The sequence below is a fragment of the Streptomyces armeniacus genome (assembly GCF_003355155.1).
Taxonomy (GTDB): domain Bacteria; phylum Actinomycetota; class Actinomycetes; order Streptomycetales; family Streptomycetaceae; genus Streptomyces; species Streptomyces armeniacus.
Genome location: NZ_CP031320.1, coordinates 1,261,653 through 1,278,089, shown reverse-complemented (window position 1 = coordinate 1,278,089; position 16,437 = coordinate 1,261,653). Strand labels below are relative to the sequence as shown.

The window sequence follows — 16,437 nt, the reverse complement described above, 5'->3', positions numbered from 1 at the left end:
TCAGTCATGGACCGCCGAATCTTCGGGCTGGAGAACGAGTACGGCGTCACGTGTACGTTCCGGGGGCAGCGGCGGCTGTCCCCTGACGAGGTGGCGCGGTACCTCTTCCGCCGTGTCGTGTCATGGGGCCGCAGTAGCAACGTCTTCCTGCGGAACGGGGCCCGTCTGTACCTGGACGTCGGCTCACACCCCGAGTACGCGACCCCCGAGTGCGACAGCGTGACCGAGCTGGTCACCCACGACAAGGCAGGCGAGCGGATCCTGGAGGGGCTGCTCGTCGACGCAGAACGCCGCCTGCACGAGGAGGGAATCGCGGGCGACGTCTACCTCTTCAAGAACAACACCGACTCGGCGGGCAACTCGTACGGCTGTCACGAGAACTACCTGGTGGCCCGGCACGGCGAGTTTTCCCGCCTCGCCGACGTACTCATCCCGTTCCTGGTCACGCGGCAGCTGGTGTGCGGCGCGGGCAAGGTGCTGCAGACTCCGCGCGGCGCCGTGTACTGCGTGAGCCAGCGCGCTGAGCACATCTGGGAGGGCGTCAGCTCCGCCACCACCCGTTCCCGGCCGATCATCAACACCCGCGACGAGCCGCACGCCGACGCGGAGCGCTACCGCCGCCTGCACGTGATCGTCGGCGACTCGAACATGTCCGAGACCACGATGCTGCTCAAGGTCGGCGCCACCGACCTGGTGCTGCGCATGATCGAGGCCGGCACCGTGATGCGCGACCTCACCCTCGAGAACCCGATCCGCGCCATCCGCGAGGTCAGCCACGACATCACGGGCCAGCGGAAGGTACGGCTCGCCAGCGGGCGCGAGGCGTCGGCGCTGGAGGTGCAGCAGGAGTACTACGAGAAGGCCGTGGACTTCTGCGAGCGCCGCGGCATCCGCACCGGCATGGTCGAGCAGGTCCTGGAGCTGTGGGGCCGCACGCTGGAGGCGATCCGCACCCAGGAGCTGGAGAAGGTCGGCACCGAGATCGACTGGGTCATGAAGCACCAGCTCATCGAGCGATACCGGAGCAAGAACAACATCACGATGTCGCACCCGCGCATCGCCCAGATAGACCTCGCCTACCACGACATCCACCGCCGCCGCGGGCTCTACTACCTGCTGGAGCGCAAGGGCCAGGCCGCGCGGATCTGCAACGATCTGAAGATCTTCGAGGGCAAGTCGGTGCCCCCGCAGACCACCCGTGCCCGGCTGCGCGGCGACTTCATCCGGCGGGCGCAGGAGCAGCGCCGGGACTTCACCGTGGACTGGGTGCATCTGAAGCTCAACGACCAGGCGCAGCGCACCGTCCTGTGCAAGGACCCGTTCCGCTCTGTGGACGAGCGGGTGGAGAAACTCATCGCCGGTATGTGAACCGCGTAAAGCCCTGTAGCACGACTCACGACACGGGAACGTGATTCCCGTGTCGTGAGTGGCGGGGGTGCCGGGGCGGGGCCGTAGGGTGGCGGCAGGCCGGACACCCCCTACCTCCGCGAGTTGACCTCATGACTGTCTCCACGACGACCCGCCGTTTCGCCGCGGCGCTCACCGTCCCCCTTCTCATCGCCTCCGCCGCCGCCTGTGGCAGCGACGACGAGGACAAGGCCAAGCCCGGCACGGTGCCAGCCGTGTCCAGTGAGGACGGCAAGAAGCCCAAGATCGAGAAGGGCGAGGGCGATCCTCCCAAGGGCCTCAAGGTCAAGGTGCTCAAGGAGGGCAAGGGCGAGAAGGTCGCCAAGGGCGACGTGCTGAACGCCTCGTACCACGGCCAGCTGTGGAACGGGAAGGTGTTCGACAGCACCTGGCAGAAGGGCCGTACGCCCGCCAGCTTCCAGATCGGCACCGGCAACGTCATCAAGGGCTGGGACGAGGCCCTCGTCGGCAAGAAGCTCGGCAGCCGCGTGCAGCTCGTGATCCCGCCGGAGAAGGGCTACGGCGCCCAGGGCCAGCCGCCGCAGATCCCCAAGAACTCCACCCTCGTCTTCGTCGTCGATCTGAAGAAGACGATGCCGAGCAAGATCGACGGCAAGGCCGTGGACACGCAGAACCCGGACCTGCCGAAGGTCAGCAGCAAGATCAGCGACAAGGCGCCGGAGATCGACATCGAGAAGGGCGCGAAGGCACCGGACAAGCTGACCAGCGCCTCCGTCGTCGAGGGCGACGGCAAGGAGGTCACCGACAAGAGCACGGTGCTCGCCAACTTCTCGGCCAAGCTGTGGAGCGGCAAGCCGTTTGCCAACACCTGGGAGCAGGGCGGCCCGCAGGAGTTCCCGGTCCAGCAGATCCCGGGCTGGAAGGACGGCCTGAAGGGGAAGAAGGCCGGCAGCCGCGTCGTCATCTCGGTGCCGGAGAAGGACTTCCCCAAGGAGCAGCGGGCGCAGTTCAAGTCGGGCGTCGTCTTCAGCGTGGACGTGCTGGACGTCAAGTGACCTGCCGGACGCCCGAGTGACCTCGCCGTACGCGCCGGTGGCCCTGGCGTGAAAGACTCGCCAGTCGTCTGGAAGATTCGTTCGTAGGAGCAATTTCGTGAGCATCGACAAGCCCGAGGTCGACTTTCCCGAGGGGCCGGCCCCCGCCGACCTCGAGGTGCAGGACATCTGGGAGGGCCAGGGGCCCGAGGCCAAGGCCGGGGACAATGTCTCCGTGCACTACGTCGGCGTCTCCTTCTCCACCGGCGAAGAGTTCGACGCCAGCTGGAACCGCGGCAAGCCGCTGCAGTTCCAGCTCGGTGCGGGTCAGGTCATCCCCGGCTGGGACAGGGGCGTCCAGGGCATGAAGGTCGGCGGCCGACGCCGGCTGACCATCCCCGCCCACCTCGCGTACGGCGAGCAGGGCGCGGGCGGCGGCCGGATCGCGCCGAACGAGACGCTGATCTTCGTCTGCGATCTCGTCTCCGTCTGACTCCGCCCGAGGCGACTGACTGATCCGTCTGAGCTTCCCGGATTCCGAGAGGGTCCCCGCCGGTCGTACGGCGGGGGCCCTCCGCTTTTGCCCCGAACGCGCCGAGCGGTACGGTCAACAGCCGAGAGCAGAATGAGAGAGGGCAAGGTTCCATGGCGATTGCCAAGGCCGAGCGGCTGATGAATCTGGCGCTGTGCCTGCTCGGAGCCCGGCGTCCACTCACCAAACGCGAACTGCGCGCCTCCATCGAGGCGTACATCGAGGCGGGCAACGACGAGTCGTTCAACCGGATGTTCGAGCGGGACAAGGAAGACCTGCGCGAACTCGGCCTGGTCATCGACGCCGTGGAGAATCTGGACGGCGAAGCCGGTTATCTCGCGCGCCGCGACAGCAACCGGCTTCCGCCCATCACCCTGGACGCCGCCGAGGCCACCGCGCTCGGCCTGGCCGCGCGCGTCTGGCAGCAGGCGCGGCTCGCCGGTGCCGCCTCGGGCGCGCTGCAGAAGCTGCACGCCGCCGGGGGCATGCCGCAGGCGGCGGAGGCCGAGTCGTACGGGCAACTGCACCCGCACAGCAGCCTCGAGCCGCACATCCCCGCCCGCGAGGCCGCCTTCGAACCGCTGATGCTCGCCTGCCGCGACCGCCGCCTCGTCGTCTTCGACTACCGCAAGTCCAACGCCGTACACCCGGAGCGGCGGCAGGTCGAGCCGTGGACGCTGGAGTGCTGGCGCGGGCAGTGGTATCTCGCCGGATTCGACCGCGACCGGCAGGCCGAACGCGTCTTCCGGCTCTCCCGTATCACCGGAACGGTGCGTTCCCGTGCCGCCGCGTTTACCGCACCCGTCCCCGATCAGGTGACGGTACGGGAGACGGTGGAGCGCTGGGCGGGGGAGCGTACGTCCGAGACCGCGCGCATCCGGCTGCGCTCCGGCGCTGGCTACCCGCTGCGCGCGCGGGCCACGGAGGTACGGGAACTGGGGGACGGCTGGGCGGAGTTGGAGATCCCGTACGGGCACGGGCTGGACGCCTGGCTGGTCGAGTTCGGCCCGGACGTGGTGGTGCTGGAGCCCGCGGAACTGCGGGCCGACGTCGTGGACCGGCTGCGTGCCGTGGCCAAGGGCTGAGGGGAACGACCGTGGCGTCCAACGCGATCGACCAGACCCGCAGGATGCTGTCGCTGGTCACGTATCTGCGGGACCGGCCGGGCGCGCGCATCGAGGAGGTGGCGCGTGCCTTCGGCATCTCCGCGGACGAGCTGATCTCCGACCTCGACGTGCTCCCGATGTGCGGTACGAGCTTCCGCGGCGGCGACCTGCTCGAGATCGACACCGACGGTGAACGGATCTGGTGGCGCAACGCCGACGACCTCGCCGCCCCGCTCCGCATCTCCGCCGACGAGGCCATCGCGCTGCTCGTCGCCGCCCGCGCCGTGGCCACCCTGCCGGGGCTGCGCGAGGGCGACCGCGAGGCGCTGCTGCGCGCCACGGCCAAGCTGGAGACGGCGGCGGGGGAGGCCGCGGGGGCGAGCTCGCGCCTCTCGGTCACCTTCGAGTCGGAGGGCGGGGTGTTCGCCGACGTCGACCGCGCCATCGCCGAACGCCGCAGGCTGTGGCTGCGCTACTACTCCCCGGCACGGGACGAGCTCACCGAGCGCGAGATCGACCCGATCCGGCTGTTCGCGGTAGGGCACACGTACGTCGAGGCCTGGTGCCGGCTCTCGGAGGCCCGCCGCACGTTCCGGCTGGACCGGGTGGCCGAGATGAAGCTCCTCGACGAGCCCTCCGACCCGCCGCCCGTGGAGCTCCGCGACCTGTCGGAGGGGCTCGTACAGCCCGCCGCGGAGGACCCGGAGGTCGTCGTCGAGGTCGGGCCGGGCGGCCGCTGGGTCGCCGAGTACTACCCGCACGACAGCGCCGAGGAGCTGCCGGACGGCGGCCTCCGGATCACGCTGCGCACCCCGGACCCGGCCTCGCTGCGCAGGCTGGCCCTGCGGCTGGGCGCGGACGGGCGGATCACCGCGCCGCGGGAGCTGGCGGAGAGCGCGCGGGACGCGGCGAAGCGGGCGCTTGCCGCCTACGGCGAGTAGCCCCACGTGGGGGTTTGGGCCGTCACGGATTCCGCCGGGCCCGCGCCGCGGTGGCTGATCGCCGCGGTGGCGGGTCCTCAATCGCCGGACGGGCTGGACGGCGCGTAGGCTCGCCGCATGGTCTGGCCCATGTTCTTTCTCGTTCTTGCCTTCGCCGGAATCGCCGTCCTCGGGGTGCTCGCCGTACGGGTCGGGCTGGAGGTGCAGCGGTTCACGCACGCGGTCGGCGACGGCTCGGAGCGGATCGCCAGAGCCGCCGAAGATCTCGAGCGGGCGACGGCCTCCTGCGCACACGGGTTCGAGCGGTAGGCTGAGTGGGCTGCGTCGTTGCGGGCGGCGGCCGTGAACCTGGAGTACGCACGGGGATTGCCACACGTTCACTCCACAGGGTTACGATCGCTGGCAGCATGACGAAGCCCGACCGATTCATACGGCAGGCACGTACACACGCCGCCCCGGCGAGAAGGTAGTGGCACATGATCGGCAACCTGAGGCCCATGGAGATCGTTCTGATCCTCCTTGTCATCCTGCTGCTGTTCGGCGCCAAGAAGCTCCCGGACATGGCCCGTTCGCTCGGCAAGTCGGCCCGCATCCTCAAGAGCGAGGCCAAGCAGATGAAGAAGGACGGCGCCGAGGGCGAGGCCGACAAGGACACGACCGGCTCCACGGACGCCCAGCAGGCCGCCCCGCGGACCATTCAGGCAGCCCCCGGCGATGTGAGCAGCGCGCGCCCGGCCAGTGAGCCGAGCAAGCAGCCGAACCAGAACTGACTCCGTATCCGTCCGGCACCACTCACTGACAACGAGGACCTGGGTTGCTCAAGTCCGCCCGCAAAGAGGGTAAACAGCAGAGGGATCCCGAGGGCAGGATGCCGCTCGCGGAGCATCTGCGGGAGCTGCGCAACCGCTTGATGAAGGCGGTGCTGGCGATTCTCGCCGTCACCATCGTCGCGATGTTCTACTACAAGCAGATCGCCGACTTCCTCACCGAGCCCGTGCGCGACGCCGTCGGCTGCACCAAGGGCTTCGGCGAGGCCGAGGACGGCGAGACCTGCGCCGAGATCACCATCTCCGGCCTGGTGGCCCCCTTCACGATCATGCTCAAGGTGGCGCTCACCGTCGGTGTGGTGCTCGCCTCGCCGGTGTGGCTGTACCAGCTCTGGGCCTTCCTGGCGCCCGGTCTGCACCGGCACGAGAAGAAGTACGCCCGCGGGTTCGTCGCCGCCGGGGCCCCGCTGTTCATCGGCGGCGCCTACCTCGCGTACATCATCCTGCCGACCGCCGCGAAGGCCCTGCTCGACTTCAGCCCGGACGGCACCGGCAACCTCATCCCGCTGGACGACTTCCTCGACATCGTCACGCGGCTGGTCATCGTCTTCGGTCTCGCCTTCGAACTGCCGCTGCTGCTCGTCATGCTGAACTTCGGCGGCATCGTCAAGGGCAGGCAACTCCTCGGCTGGTGGCGCGTGATGGTCGTGGCCATCGCGCTGTTCTCCGCGATCGCCACCCCGACCGGCGACCCGCTCACCATGGGCGCGCTGGCCGTGCCGATCGTGATGCTGTACTTCGCGGCCGTCGGCGTGTGCTTCTTCAACGACCGCCGCCGCGCCCGCGCCAACCCGTACAAGGACCTGGACGACGACGAAGCGTCCGATCTCGACCACGCTCCGGAGCCGGTCGGTCCGCCCACCAGCGCTCCCGAGCCCAGCGCGGTGTCCGACGAGGACGGCGGGCCGCGCGGAGGTTACGACGACGCGACCTGACCGGGTAAGGTCCGCGCGTGACCAGCGAGATCACCCTGTTTGTCAATCCGGCCGCCGGCCGGGGCCGGGGCGCCCGCGCCGCCCAGCCCGCCGCGGCCGCCCTGCGGGACGCGGGCTACGCCGTACGCACCGTCGTGGGCAACGACGCCGATGACGCGCTCGTACGCGCCCGTACGGCCGTCGAGGGCGGCACCGGGGCGCTGATCGCCGTCGGCGGCGACGGCATGGCCTCCCTGGCGCTGCAGGCGGTCGCCGGTACGGACGTGCCGCTCGGCGTCGTCGCCGTCGGCACCGGGAACGACTTCGCGCGCGCCACTGGGCTGCCCGTACGGGACCCGGCCGAGGCGGGCCGCGTGATCGCCGAGGCGCTCAAGGCCGGCCACGGCACCTCCGTCGACCTGGGCCGGGTCGGCCCTGCCGGGGGATCGGAGGACTCCGGGGGTTCCGGGGGAGACGGCCGGTGGTTCGGCTCCGTCCTCGCCTCCGGCTTCGACTCCCGCGTCAACGACCGCGGCAACCGGCTGAAGTGGCCTACCGGCAGGTTCCGTTACGACCTGGCGATCCTCGTCGAGCTGGCGGCGCTCCGCCCCATCCCGTACCGCATCACCCTGGACGACGGCGAGCCGCAAGAGATCGAGGCGACGCTCGTCGCCGTCGGCAACGGCCCCTCGTACGGCGGCGGCATGCGGATCTGCACGGACGCCAGGATGGACGACGGGCTGTTCGACATCACGGTGGTGGGGGAGTGCAGCCGTACGACGCTGCTGCGCGTCTTCCCGCGCGTCTACAAGGGCACCCACCTCAGCCACCCCGCGGTCACCGTGCACCGGGCCCGCAAGGTGACGCTGGAGGCCGACGGACTCACGGGCTACGCGGACGGCGAACCGGTCGGCCCGCTGCCGCTGACGGCCGAGAGCGTGCCCGGGGTGGCGCGCGTGCTCACCCCGGGTCCGCGATAAAGATCGGGCACTGTCGTATCCGGCCGGTACGCTCGTAGACACGATGACCGAGGACCTGTCCCCCGCAGAGCGGTATGCCGCGGCTCGGAAACGCGCCGCTGCCGAGGCCACCGCTCTCGCCCCCTTCCGTGACCTGTACGACTTCGAGCTGGACGGCTTCCAGATCGAGGCGTGCGAAGCCCTCGAAGCCGGAAAGGGAGTGCTGGTCGCCGCGCCGACCGGCTCCGGCAAGACGATCGTCGGCGAGTTCGCCGTCCATCTCGCCCTCACGCAGGGCCGCAAGTGCTTCTACACCACGCCCATCAAGGCGCTGTCGAACCAGAAGTACAACGATCTGGTCGCCCGCTACGGCGCCGCCAAGGTCGGCCTGCTGACCGGTGACAACAGCGTGAACGCGGGCGCACCGGTGATCGTGATGACCACCGAGGTCCTGCGCAACATGCTGTACGCGGGCTCGCGCGCCCTTCTCGGACTGGGTTACGTGGTGATGGACGAGGTGCACTACCTCTCCGACCGCTTCCGCGGCGCCGTATGGGAAGAGGTGATCATCCACCTGCCCGAGTCGGTGACCCTGGTGTCACTCTCGGCGACGGTGTCGAACGCCGAGGAGTTCGGTGACTGGCTGGACACCGTGCGCGGCGACACCGAGGTGATCGTCTCCGAGCACCGCCCCGTGCCGCTGTGGCAGCACGTGCTGGTGGGGCGGCGGATGTACGACCTCTTCGAGGAGAAGGGCGACAAGAAGGAGGTCAACCCCGACCTCGTCCGCATGCTCCGTACGGAGAACAGCCGCCCCAACTCTTTCGGCGACCGGCGCCGCGCCGGCCGCCCCAAGCGGGAGGCCGACCGGGAGCGCGAGCGGCGGCAGCGCAGCCGGATCTGGACGCCGAGCCGGGCCGAGGTGATCGACCGGCTGGACTCCGAAGGGCTGCTGCCCGCCATCACGTTCATCTTCAGCCGCGCGGGCTGCGAGACGGCCGTACAGCAGTGCCTGCACGCCGGGCTGCGGCTGAACACCACCGCCGACCGGGCCCGCGTACGGGAGATCGTCGAGGAGCGCACGGCCGACATCCCGAACGAAGACCTGCACGTGCTGGGGTACTTCGAGTGGCTGGAGGCCCTCGAACGGGGCGTCGCCGCGCACCACGCGGGGATGCTGCCGACGTTCAAGGAGGTCGTCGAGGAGCTGTTCGTACGCGGCCTGGTGAAGGCCGTGTTCGCCACCGAGACGCTGGCGCTGGGCATCAACATGCCCGCGCGTTCCGTGGTGCTGGAGAAGCTGGTCAAGTGGAACGGCGAGCAGCACGCCGACATAACGCCCGGCGAGTTCACGCAGCTGACCGGCCGGGCCGGGCGGCGCGGCATCGACATCGAGGGCCACGCGGTGGTGCTGTGGCAGCGCGGCATGGACCCGGGCGCGGTGGCGGGGCTGGCGGGCGCGCGTACGTATCCGCTGCGGTCGTCGTTCAAGCCGTCGTACAACATGGCGGTCAATCTCGTGTCGCAGTTCGGGCGGCACCGCTCGCGCGAGCTGCTGGAGACGTCGTTCGCGCAGTTCCAGGCGGACCGCGCGGTCGTCGGGATCTCGCGGCAGGTGCAGAAGAACGAGGAGGGGCTGCGGGGTTACCGCGCCTCGATGACCTGCCACCTGGGCGACTTCGAGGAGTACGCGCAGCTGCGGCGCGACCTCAAGGACCGCGAGACCGAGCTGGCCAAGCAGGGCGCGGCGCAGCGCCGTGCCGCGGCCTCGGTGGCGCTGGAGAAGCTGAAGTCCGGCGACATCATCCACGTGCCCACCGGCAAGTTCGCCGGTCTGGCCCTGGTGCTGGACCCGGGCACGGCGGCGGGCCGCAGCCCCGGACGGCGCGGCTTCGAGCACCACGACGGGCCGCGCCCGCTGGTACTGACGGCGCAGCGGCAGGTCAAGCGGCTCGCGTCGATCGACTTCCCGGTGCCGGTCGAGCCGCTGGAACGGATGCGGATCCCCAAGTCGTTCAACCCGCGCAGTCCCCAGTCGCGCCGCGACCTGGCGTCCACGCTGCGCACCAAGGCGGGGCACTACGACCCGCAGCGGCACCGCAAGCAGCGTTCGGAGGCGGCGGACGACGCGGAGATCGCGCGGCTGCGCGCGGCGATCCGGCAGCACCCGTGCCACGGCTGCGCGGACCGCGAGGACCACGCGCGCTGGGCCGAGCGCTATCTCCGGCTGACGCGGGACACGCGGCAGTTGGAGCGCCGTATCGAGGGCCGTACGAACACCATCGCCCGTACCTTCGACCGGGTCTACGCGCTGCTGTCCGAGCTGGACTACCTCCACGGCGACACCGTCACCGACGACGGGCGGCGGCTGGCCCGGCTCTACGGCGAGCTGGACCTGCTCGCCTCCGAGTGCCTGCGGGACGGCGTCTGGGAGGGCCTGCCGCCCGCCGAGCTGGCGGGCTGCGTGTCCGCGCTCGTCTACGAGGCGCGCGCGGCCGACGACGCCCTGCCGCCCCGGCTGCCCGGCGGGCGTGCCAAGCACGCGCTGGGCGAGATGGTGCGGATCTGGGGCCGGCTGGACGCGCTGGAGGAGCAGCACCGCATTACGGCCGCCGAAGGCGTCGGCCAGCGCGAGCCGGACCTCGGCTTCGCCTGGGCGGCGTACCGCTGGGCGGAGGGGCACGGGCTGGACGACGTGCTGCGCGACACGGACATGACCGCGGGCGACTTCGTCCGGTGGTGCAAGCAGGTCATCGACGTGCTGGGGCAGTTGGCGGCGGCGGCCCCGGAGAGCGGGACGGTCGCGGCGAACGCCCGCAAGGCGATCGACGGGATGCGGCGGGGCGTGGTGGCGTACACCTCGGTGGGCTGACGCCCGGCCCGGTCCTTTCGCAGCCGCAGCCGCAGCCGCAGCCGCGGTCGTAGTCGCAGGCCGCTTCGGCGGTCGATCTCCCAGAGTTCAACCGGTGGTCCGTTGCACGGTGTTGACCATGCAACGGGCCACCGGCATGTTGAGGCGCGACGTCAGCGCCCCAACGGGAGGTCGATGTGCGCAGGCACACCAGCAGAGGACGGCTCCGCAGACAGCTCGCCGCCGCGACCGCGCTCGCCGCGCTCGCGGCGCTTTCACCGGCCGCGCAGGCACAGGGGCAGGGGCACCGTGATCCCGCCGGCAGGCTGCGGCTCAACCAGGTCCAGGCGATGGCCACGCACAACAGCTACCACCGCGAAGTCTCGTTCGCCGAGCAGAAGCTGATGGAGGCGCACGACCCGAACTTCCGCACCCTCCTCTACAGCCACGCCTCGCTGCCCCGGCAGGTTGAACGGCAGCGCGTGCGCGGCATCGAGCTGGACGTGTTCCCGGACCCGCAGGGCGGCCTGTACGCCGACCCGCTGATCCGCAAGTCCGCGCAGCTGCCGCCGTTGACCGACCCGGACTGGCGGAAGCCCGGCTTCAAGGTGCTGCACTGGGCCGACTTCGACTACCAGACCAGCTGCGTCACCCTCAAGGGCTGCCTCACTCAGGTCAAGGAGTGGTCCGATCGGCAGCCGGGGCACGTCACGGTGCCGATCCTGCTCGAACTCAAGCAGACCGACCCGCGGTTGGAGGAGCGGGGCGGCGCCAAGAGCCCGCCGTGGGACACCGCGATGCTGGACGCGCTGGACGCCGAGATCCGTACGGTCTTCCCGGACGAGGACACCGTCACCGCCGACGACATCCGCCGCGAGGGGCAGACGCTGGAGCAGTCCGTACTGGAGCACGGCTGGCCGAAGGTCTCCGAGAGCCGCGGCAAGGCCATGTTCCTGATGGACAACGACGACCAGAAGCTGCAGGACGCGTACCGCGCGGGCGGCCGGGAGAGCCTGCAGGGCCGCGTTCTGTTCACGGACTCCGAACCGGGGCGCCCCGACGCCGCGTTCACGAAGGTCAACGACCCGACCGGGGCCAACAAGGCCGTCATCCAGGACCTGGTGAAGCGCGGCTACTACGTGCGCACCCGCTCCGACGTGCCGCTGGACCAGGCGAGCAGCGGGGACACGCGGATGCTCACCGACGCGCTGGAGTCCGGCGCCCAGATGGTGAGCACCGACTTCCCGGTGCCCGGACTCGCCGCCCGCTACGGCTCGGACTACGTGGCCGAACTGCCGGGCGGCGAGGACGTGGTGCGCTGCAACCCCGTCACCGTACGGAAGGCGCAGTGCCCCTGGCGGCCGCTGGAGCAGTGACCCGCGGCCGCTGACGGAAGGTCAGGACGCGGCGGCACGCTCCTCTTCCCGTGCGCGCTCCTGCTCCGCCTCCACCTGCGCGTTCCACTCCTTCTTCGAGGACTGCCAGCCGTCCTCGTCGTGGCCCAGCCGCCAGTAACCGGAGATGGACAGCTGGTCGCGCGGCACCTCGCGGTCCAGCCGCAGGTGGCGGCGGAGCTCCTTCACCATGCCCGCCTCGCCGTGCACGAACGCGTGCACGGGCCCGGCCGGGAACTCCAGCGCGCGGACGGCCGGGACGAGCAGCGTGCCCGGCCGTTCGGCGCCGCGGTGCAGCCAGACGACCTCGGCTTCCAGTGGCGCGCCCAGCGGCACCTCCTCGCCGGGGCCGGTGACCTCGATCAGGACGCGTACAGGCGCCCCGCCGGGGATCTGCTCCAGGGAGGCGGCGATGGCGGGCAGCGCGCTCTCGTCGCCCGCGAGCAGGTGCCAGCCGGCGTCGGGGCTGGGGGCGTAACCCCCGCCGGGGCCGAGGAAGCGGATCTCGTCGCCCGGCCGGGCCGCGGCGGCCCACGGGCCGGCCAGGCCCTCGTCGCCGTGCACCACGAAGTCCAGCGTGAGCTCGCGCAGCTTCGGGTCCCAGCTCCGCACCGTGTACGTCCGCGTCACCGGCCATTCCGTACGCGGGAAGTCGGCGCGGATCTGCGCGATGTCGAACGGCTCCGGATACGCGACGCCCGGTACCGGGAACAGCAGCTTCACGTAACGGTCGGTCTGCTCGCCCTCCGGGAACGCCGCCAGCCCTTCGCCGCCGAGGACGACGCGCACCATGTGCGGGGTGAGCCACTCTGTGCGCACCACGCGCCCGCGGTGGAGTTCCGGCTTCTTGCGGGTCGTACGGTCTGCCACGGTGGCCTCCCAGGAACACTGCGCAACACAAGATAACTTAGGCATGCCTAAGTTATCAGGCTACCGCTGCAGTGCCCTGAGCACCCTGTCGAGCGATCCGCCCAGCCCCCAGCGGGCGTCCAGCGCCTCCAGCGCGCGCGGGTCGCGGGGCTCGGCCGGCAGCTCGGCGTCGAAGTCCGGCAGCGGTACGTCGTCCGCGACGCGCACCACCTTCGGCGCCACCGCGAGATACGGACGCGCCTCGTCCAGCCGTCTGCGCTGCGCCGGGGTGAGCTTCGAGTGCGGGTCGTCCACGGCGGCCAGGATGCCCGCCAGGTCGCCGTAGCCGGCGAGGAGCTTGCTCGCGGTCTTCTCGCCGACCCCGGGCACGCCCGGCAGCCCGTCGCTCGGGTCGCCGCGGAGGAGCGCGAGCGCCGCGTATCCCGGGCCGTCCACGCCGTACTTCTCGTGCAGCGCCGCCCCGTCGAAGACGCCGAGCGACCCGACGCCCTTCAGCGGATACAGCACCCGCACCCGGCGGTCGTCGTCGATCAGCTGGAACAGGTCGCGGTCGCCCGTGACGATGTCCACGGGGCCGGTGGCACGGCCCGCGAGGGTGCCGATCACGTCATCCGCCTCGTACCCCACCGCGCCGACCCGGGCGATGCCGAGCGCGTCGAGCACGTCGTCGATCACCGGCACCTGCGGCGACAGCGTGTCGGGCACGACCTCGGCGTCCGGCCCGGTCTCCGCCTCCTCGGCGACCCGGTGCGCCTTGTACGACGGGATCAGGTCGACCCGCCACTGCGGCCGCCAGTCGAAGTCCATGCAGGCCACGAGGTCGTCCGGGGTGTGGTCCTGGACCAGCCGGGCGATGAAGTCCAGCAGGCCCCGCACCGCGTTCACCGGCGTGCCGTCGGGGGCGCGCACTGTGTCGGGCACGCCGAAATAGGCACGGAAGTAGAGGGAGGCGGTGTCGAGGAGCATCAGGCTGCGTGCGGTGGTGGAAGTCACGCACCCGATGATGCCGCACGGCACTGACACCGGCCGCCGCAGCAGCACCGGCCCGCTGTCGCGGCAGAGGCCCGCCCCCGTACGCCGCCCGCTGTCCGTGCCGCGGCCTACGCTGGCCCGTATGGCTGCCACGCACACGTACGAGCTGACCGTCCGCTGGACCGGCAACACCGGCACCGGCACCGACTCCTACCGCTCCTTCGCCCGTACGCACGAGGTGCGGGCCGAGGGCAAGCCGTCCATTCCCGCCTCCGCCGACCCGTACTTCCGCGGCGACTCCGACCGCTGGAACCCGGAGGAGCTGCTCGTCTCCGCGCTCTCCGAGTGCCACATGCTGTGGTTCCTGCACCTGTGCGCGGCGAACGGCGTGGTGGTGACGGACTACGTCGACCGGCCGGCCGGCTCCATGGTGATGGACGAAGGCGGCCGCGGCGGCGGGCAGTTCAGCGAGGTGCTGCTGCGCCCGCAGGTGACCGTCGCCGACGCGTCGATGGAGGAGAAGGCGGCGGCGCTGCACGCGGACGTGCCGGCGCTGTGCTTCATCGCGCGGTCGGTCAACTTCCCCGTACGGCACGAGCCCACGGTCCGCACCGAGCGCCGCGGGAGCCCGCCGCCGGCCTGAGCTCCGCCACCGTTACGCAGAGGAGGTGAACGGTTACGCACCGCCGTGCCGCCGTCCGGAATGAGGTACACCCCTCGCTTACCGGGGCAAGAGACACAATAATGCCCATTCGACCCCCGATACTCAGCCGCTCAGCCACCGGCTGAGCCTCCAGGAGAGCGATGCAGGACCACCTCGCCACGCCGTCGAACGGGACCGCCGCCGTACGCCGGATCGTGTCGCTCGTGCCCTCGCTGACCGAGGCGATAGCGGCGACCGAGCCCCGGATGCTGGCCGGCGCGACCGACTGGTGCAGCCACCCGGCCGGGCTCGACGTCGAACGCGTCCGCGGCACCAAGGACCCCGACGTGCCGCGCATCATCGAGCTGGCCCCCGACGTGGTGGTCGCCAACGAGGAGGAGAACCGCCCGTCCGACCTCGACGCACTCCGCGCCGCCGGCCTGGACGTGCTGGTGACGGAAGTGCGCACGCTGCCGCAGGCGTTCGCCGAGCTGTCCCGCGTCCTGGTGGACGGCTGCGGCCTGACCCGCGCACCGCGCTGGGTGGACGAGGCGGAGGCGGCGTGGCGCGCGGTGCGCGCGGAGTTCGACGCGACGGCCGTCGTGCCGGTGTGGCGGCGGCCGTGGATGGTGCTCGGCCGGGACACGTTCGCGGGCGCGCTGCTCGCCTGCCTCGGCGTGCGGAACGCGTACGAGGCACACGCCGAGCGCTATCCGCGCGTGCCGCTGGGGGAGTTGAACGAGCCGGGCCGCGCCGGTGTCGTCGTCCTGCCCGATGAGCCGTACCGCTTCACCGGTTGCGACGGCCCCGAGGCGTTCCCCGGGCTGCCCGCCGCGCTCGTCAGCGGGCGCCATCTCACCTGGTACGGGCCGTCGTTGCGGGAGGCGCCCGGCGTGCTCAGCGAGGCGCTGCGAGCAGCTCTCCGCTGAACAGCCCGCGCAGCGTGCCCGCGAGGGCGGTGCCCCAGGCCGCGACCAGCAGCACGTACAGCCCGGCTGCCAGCCAGTCCAGCGCGTACACCCCGCTGTGCCGCGCCAGTGACGCCGCGCCCGTGACGCACGTGCCGACGGGGAACGTGAACGCCCACCAGGTCATCGAGAACCGCATCCCGCGCCGCGCCGCCCGTACGACCAGGGCCGCGGCCAGCGCCAGCCACAGCAGGGCGAAGCCCGTCACGGGCACGCCGTAGAGCAGCGCGGCCGCGCTGAGGGCGCCGGGCGCGGCGAGGGCGCCGGGCGCGGCGGCGGGGAGGCTGCCGGGGACGGCGTCGGCGAGGTTCCCGACGGCCGTCGTGGACTGGCCGAGCGGCCCGAGCACCAGGAACAGCGTGGGCGTCAGCGCCGTCGGCAGCGCGCCGTGCCGCAGCAGCCGGGCGAAGACGACGGGCAGCACCAGCAGCGTCGCGAACAGGCTCAGCCCGAACAGCGCGGCGCACCCCAGCAGCAGCGTCGCACGCGCCTGCCCGGCGGGCAGATACGGCGCCAGCCCCGGCCCCAGCGCCGCCGACACCATCGGCGCCACAACGGGCAGCAGCCATACGGGCGTCGCGTCCGCCTCGCCGATACGGTGCCGCGCGATCATCAGATACGGCACCCCGACCGCCGCCACCAGCCCGGTCAGCGTGCCCGCCGTCCACAGCGCCGCGTCGATGGCGGGTGCGCCGGGCACGCCGGTGGCGAGCGCGCCGCCGCCGACGGCGAGCAGCGCCATCGACAGGCAGCCGTAGAACGGCGCGACCTTGGGGTCCAGCAGATGCGCCCGCGCCTGGTCCGGATGCCTGGCCCAGTGCGCCGCCCGCGCGGCCAGCAAGACCGCGAGCAGCAGCGCGGAGAGCGCCCAAAGCGCCGTCAGCCCCGGGAGCCGTACGGGCAGCGCGGCGCCGGCGCCCGGCACGATGGCGGTGCCCATCACGGCGGCGTACCAGTTGGGGCCGAGGTGGCGCACGGACCGCCCCGCGGCGGACGCGCGGCGCGGAACGGACAGCAGGGAGGCGGCAGTCATGTCTCACCACGGTGGCCGTCCGCCG

16 protein-coding genes are annotated in these 16,437 nt (G+C 71.5%); 13 read left to right on the top strand and 3 right to left on the bottom strand.

Annotation, left to right across the window (positions count from 1 at the left end; genetic code table 11):
* Nucleotides 1–6: 6 nt before the first annotated feature.
* The 11 genes from pafA to DVA86_RS05540 all read left to right on the top strand — a co-directional run bounded on the left by pafA (nucleotide 7) and on the right by DVA86_RS05540 (nucleotide 11,908).
* Nucleotides 7–1,368, top strand: coding sequence for a Pup--protein ligase (gene pafA, locus DVA86_RS05590; protein ID WP_208876269.1), 1,362 nt, complete (start codon nucleotides 7–9; stop codon nucleotides 1,366–1,368).
* 131 nt (nucleotides 1,369–1,499) lie between these two features.
* A complete protein-coding gene (locus DVA86_RS05585; RefSeq protein WP_208876268.1) occupies nucleotides 1,500–2,423 on the top strand; it encodes an FKBP-type peptidyl-prolyl cis-trans isomerase in 924 nt (307 codons plus the stop codon).
* Between the two features lie 97 nt (nucleotides 2,424–2,520).
* Nucleotides 2,521–2,895 (top strand): FKBP-type peptidyl-prolyl cis-trans isomerase, encoded by a 375-nt coding sequence (locus DVA86_RS05580; RefSeq protein WP_208876267.1) that lies wholly within the window; start codon nucleotides 2,521–2,523, stop codon nucleotides 2,893–2,895.
* Between the two features lie 152 nt (nucleotides 2,896–3,047).
* Complete coding sequence (locus DVA86_RS05575; RefSeq protein WP_208876266.1) at nucleotides 3,048–4,019, top strand: helix-turn-helix transcriptional regulator; 972 nt, start codon at nucleotides 3,048–3,050, stop codon at nucleotides 4,017–4,019.
* Between the two features lie 11 nt (nucleotides 4,020–4,030).
* Complete coding sequence (locus tag DVA86_RS05570) at nucleotides 4,031–4,981, top strand: helix-turn-helix transcriptional regulator (protein ID WP_208876265.1); 951 nt, start codon at nucleotides 4,031–4,033, stop codon at nucleotides 4,979–4,981.
* Between the two features lie 117 nt (nucleotides 4,982–5,098).
* Complete coding sequence (locus tag DVA86_RS05565) at nucleotides 5,099–5,290, top strand: hypothetical protein (protein WP_208876264.1); 192 nt, start codon at nucleotides 5,099–5,101, stop codon at nucleotides 5,288–5,290.
* Between the two features lie 167 nt (nucleotides 5,291–5,457).
* Entirely contained in the window at nucleotides 5,458–5,751 is a 294-nt protein-coding gene (gene tatA, locus DVA86_RS05560) for a Sec-independent protein translocase subunit TatA (RefSeq protein WP_208876262.1), read from the top strand.
* Nucleotides 5,752–5,849: 98 nt separating this feature from the next.
* Nucleotides 5,850–6,743 carry a twin-arginine translocase subunit TatC gene (tatC, locus tag DVA86_RS05555; RefSeq protein WP_245996354.1) on the top strand — a complete coding sequence of 298 codons (894 nt, stop codon included), beginning with the start codon at nucleotides 5,850–5,852 and terminating at the stop codon, nucleotides 6,741–6,743.
* Between the two features lie 17 nt (nucleotides 6,744–6,760).
* Nucleotides 6,761–7,702 (top strand): diacylglycerol kinase, encoded by a 942-nt coding sequence (locus DVA86_RS05550; protein ID WP_208876259.1) that lies wholly within the window; start codon nucleotides 6,761–6,763, stop codon nucleotides 7,700–7,702.
* Nucleotides 7,703–7,745: 43 nt separating this feature from the next.
* Nucleotides 7,746–10,553 carry a DEAD/DEAH box helicase gene (locus DVA86_RS05545; protein WP_208876258.1) on the top strand — a complete coding sequence of 936 codons (2,808 nt, stop codon included), beginning with the start codon at nucleotides 7,746–7,748 and terminating at the stop codon, nucleotides 10,551–10,553.
* A gap of 176 nt (nucleotides 10,554–10,729) precedes the next feature.
* Entirely contained in the window at nucleotides 10,730–11,908 is a 1,179-nt protein-coding gene (locus DVA86_RS05540; RefSeq protein ID WP_208876257.1) for a phosphatidylinositol-specific phospholipase C1-like protein, read from the top strand.
* A 21-nt stretch (nucleotides 11,909–11,929) separates the two neighbouring features.
* Here the strand turns inward: DVA86_RS05540 and DVA86_RS05535 are convergent, their stop codons facing one another.
* Together DVA86_RS05535 and DVA86_RS05530 are read right to left on the bottom strand one after the other, a co-directional pair.
* Nucleotides 11,930–12,796 (bottom strand): siderophore-interacting protein, encoded by an 867-nt coding sequence (locus tag DVA86_RS05535; RefSeq protein ID WP_208876255.1) that lies wholly within the window; start codon nucleotides 12,794–12,796, stop codon nucleotides 11,930–11,932.
* 60 nt (nucleotides 12,797–12,856) lie between these two features.
* A complete protein-coding gene (locus tag DVA86_RS05530) occupies nucleotides 12,857–13,762 on the bottom strand; it encodes a 5'-3' exonuclease (RefSeq protein ID WP_208884412.1) in 906 nt (301 codons plus the stop codon).
* A gap of 148 nt (nucleotides 13,763–13,910) precedes the next feature.
* Here DVA86_RS05530 and DVA86_RS05525 point away from each other — a divergent pair, with 148 nt between their 5' ends.
* Together DVA86_RS05525 and DVA86_RS05520 are read left to right on the top strand one after the other, a co-directional pair.
* The gene (locus tag DVA86_RS05525; protein WP_208876253.1) at nucleotides 13,911–14,411 is read left to right on the top strand and encodes an OsmC family protein; all 501 of its coding nucleotides are present in this window, start codon (nucleotides 13,911–13,913) and stop codon (nucleotides 14,409–14,411) included.
* Nucleotides 14,412–14,572: 161 nt separating this feature from the next.
* Nucleotides 14,573–15,340 carry a helical backbone metal receptor gene (locus tag DVA86_RS05520; RefSeq protein WP_208876252.1) on the top strand — a complete coding sequence of 256 codons (768 nt, stop codon included), beginning with the start codon at nucleotides 14,573–14,575 and terminating at the stop codon, nucleotides 15,338–15,340.
* On the opposite strand, the gene DVA86_RS05515 is transcribed toward DVA86_RS05520, so the two are convergent.
* On the bottom strand, nucleotides 15,309–16,412 hold the full coding sequence (locus tag DVA86_RS05515; protein ID WP_208876250.1) for an SLAC1 family transporter: 1,104 nt from the start codon (nucleotides 16,410–16,412) through the stop codon (nucleotides 15,309–15,311). The two genes, DVA86_RS05520 and DVA86_RS05515, sit on opposite strands and share 32 nt — an antisense overlap.
* Between the last annotated feature and the right edge of the window lie 25 nt (nucleotides 16,413–16,437).

What these genes read in the sequence shown, in the direction of transcription:
- pafA (WP_208876269.1), top strand. Translation starts at nt 7, where the DNA reads ATGGACCGCCGAATCTTCGGGCTGGAGAACGAGTACGGCGTCACGTGT.
- DVA86_RS05585 (WP_208876268.1), top strand. Translation starts at nt 1,500, where the DNA reads ATGACTGTCTCCACGACGACCCGCCGTTTCGCCGCGGCGCTCACCGTC.
- DVA86_RS05575 (WP_208876266.1), top strand. Translation starts at nt 3,048, where the DNA reads ATGGCGATTGCCAAGGCCGAGCGGCTGATGAATCTGGCGCTGTGCCTG.
- DVA86_RS05565 (WP_208876264.1), top strand. Translation starts at nt 5,099, where the DNA reads ATGGTCTGGCCCATGTTCTTTCTCGTTCTTGCCTTCGCCGGAATCGCC.
- tatA (WP_208876262.1), top strand. Translation starts at nt 5,458, where the DNA reads ATGATCGGCAACCTGAGGCCCATGGAGATCGTTCTGATCCTCCTTGTC.
- tatC (WP_245996354.1), top strand. Translation starts at nt 5,850, where the DNA reads ATGCCGCTCGCGGAGCATCTGCGGGAGCTGCGCAACCGCTTGATGAAG.
- DVA86_RS05545 (WP_208876258.1), top strand. Translation starts at nt 7,746, where the DNA reads ATGACCGAGGACCTGTCCCCCGCAGAGCGGTATGCCGCGGCTCGGAAA.
- DVA86_RS05530 (WP_208884412.1), bottom strand. Translation starts at nt 13,762, where the DNA reads ATGCTCCTCGACACCGCCTCCCTCTACTTCCGTGCCTATTTCGGCGTG.
- DVA86_RS05525 (WP_208876253.1), top strand. Translation starts at nt 13,911, where the DNA reads ATGGCTGCCACGCACACGTACGAGCTGACCGTCCGCTGGACCGGCAAC.
- DVA86_RS05520 (WP_208876252.1), top strand. Translation starts at nt 14,573, where the DNA reads ATGCAGGACCACCTCGCCACGCCGTCGAACGGGACCGCCGCCGTACGC.
- DVA86_RS05515 (WP_208876250.1), bottom strand. Translation starts at nt 16,412, where the DNA reads ATGACTGCCGCCTCCCTGCTGTCCGTTCCGCGCCGCGCGTCCGCCGCG.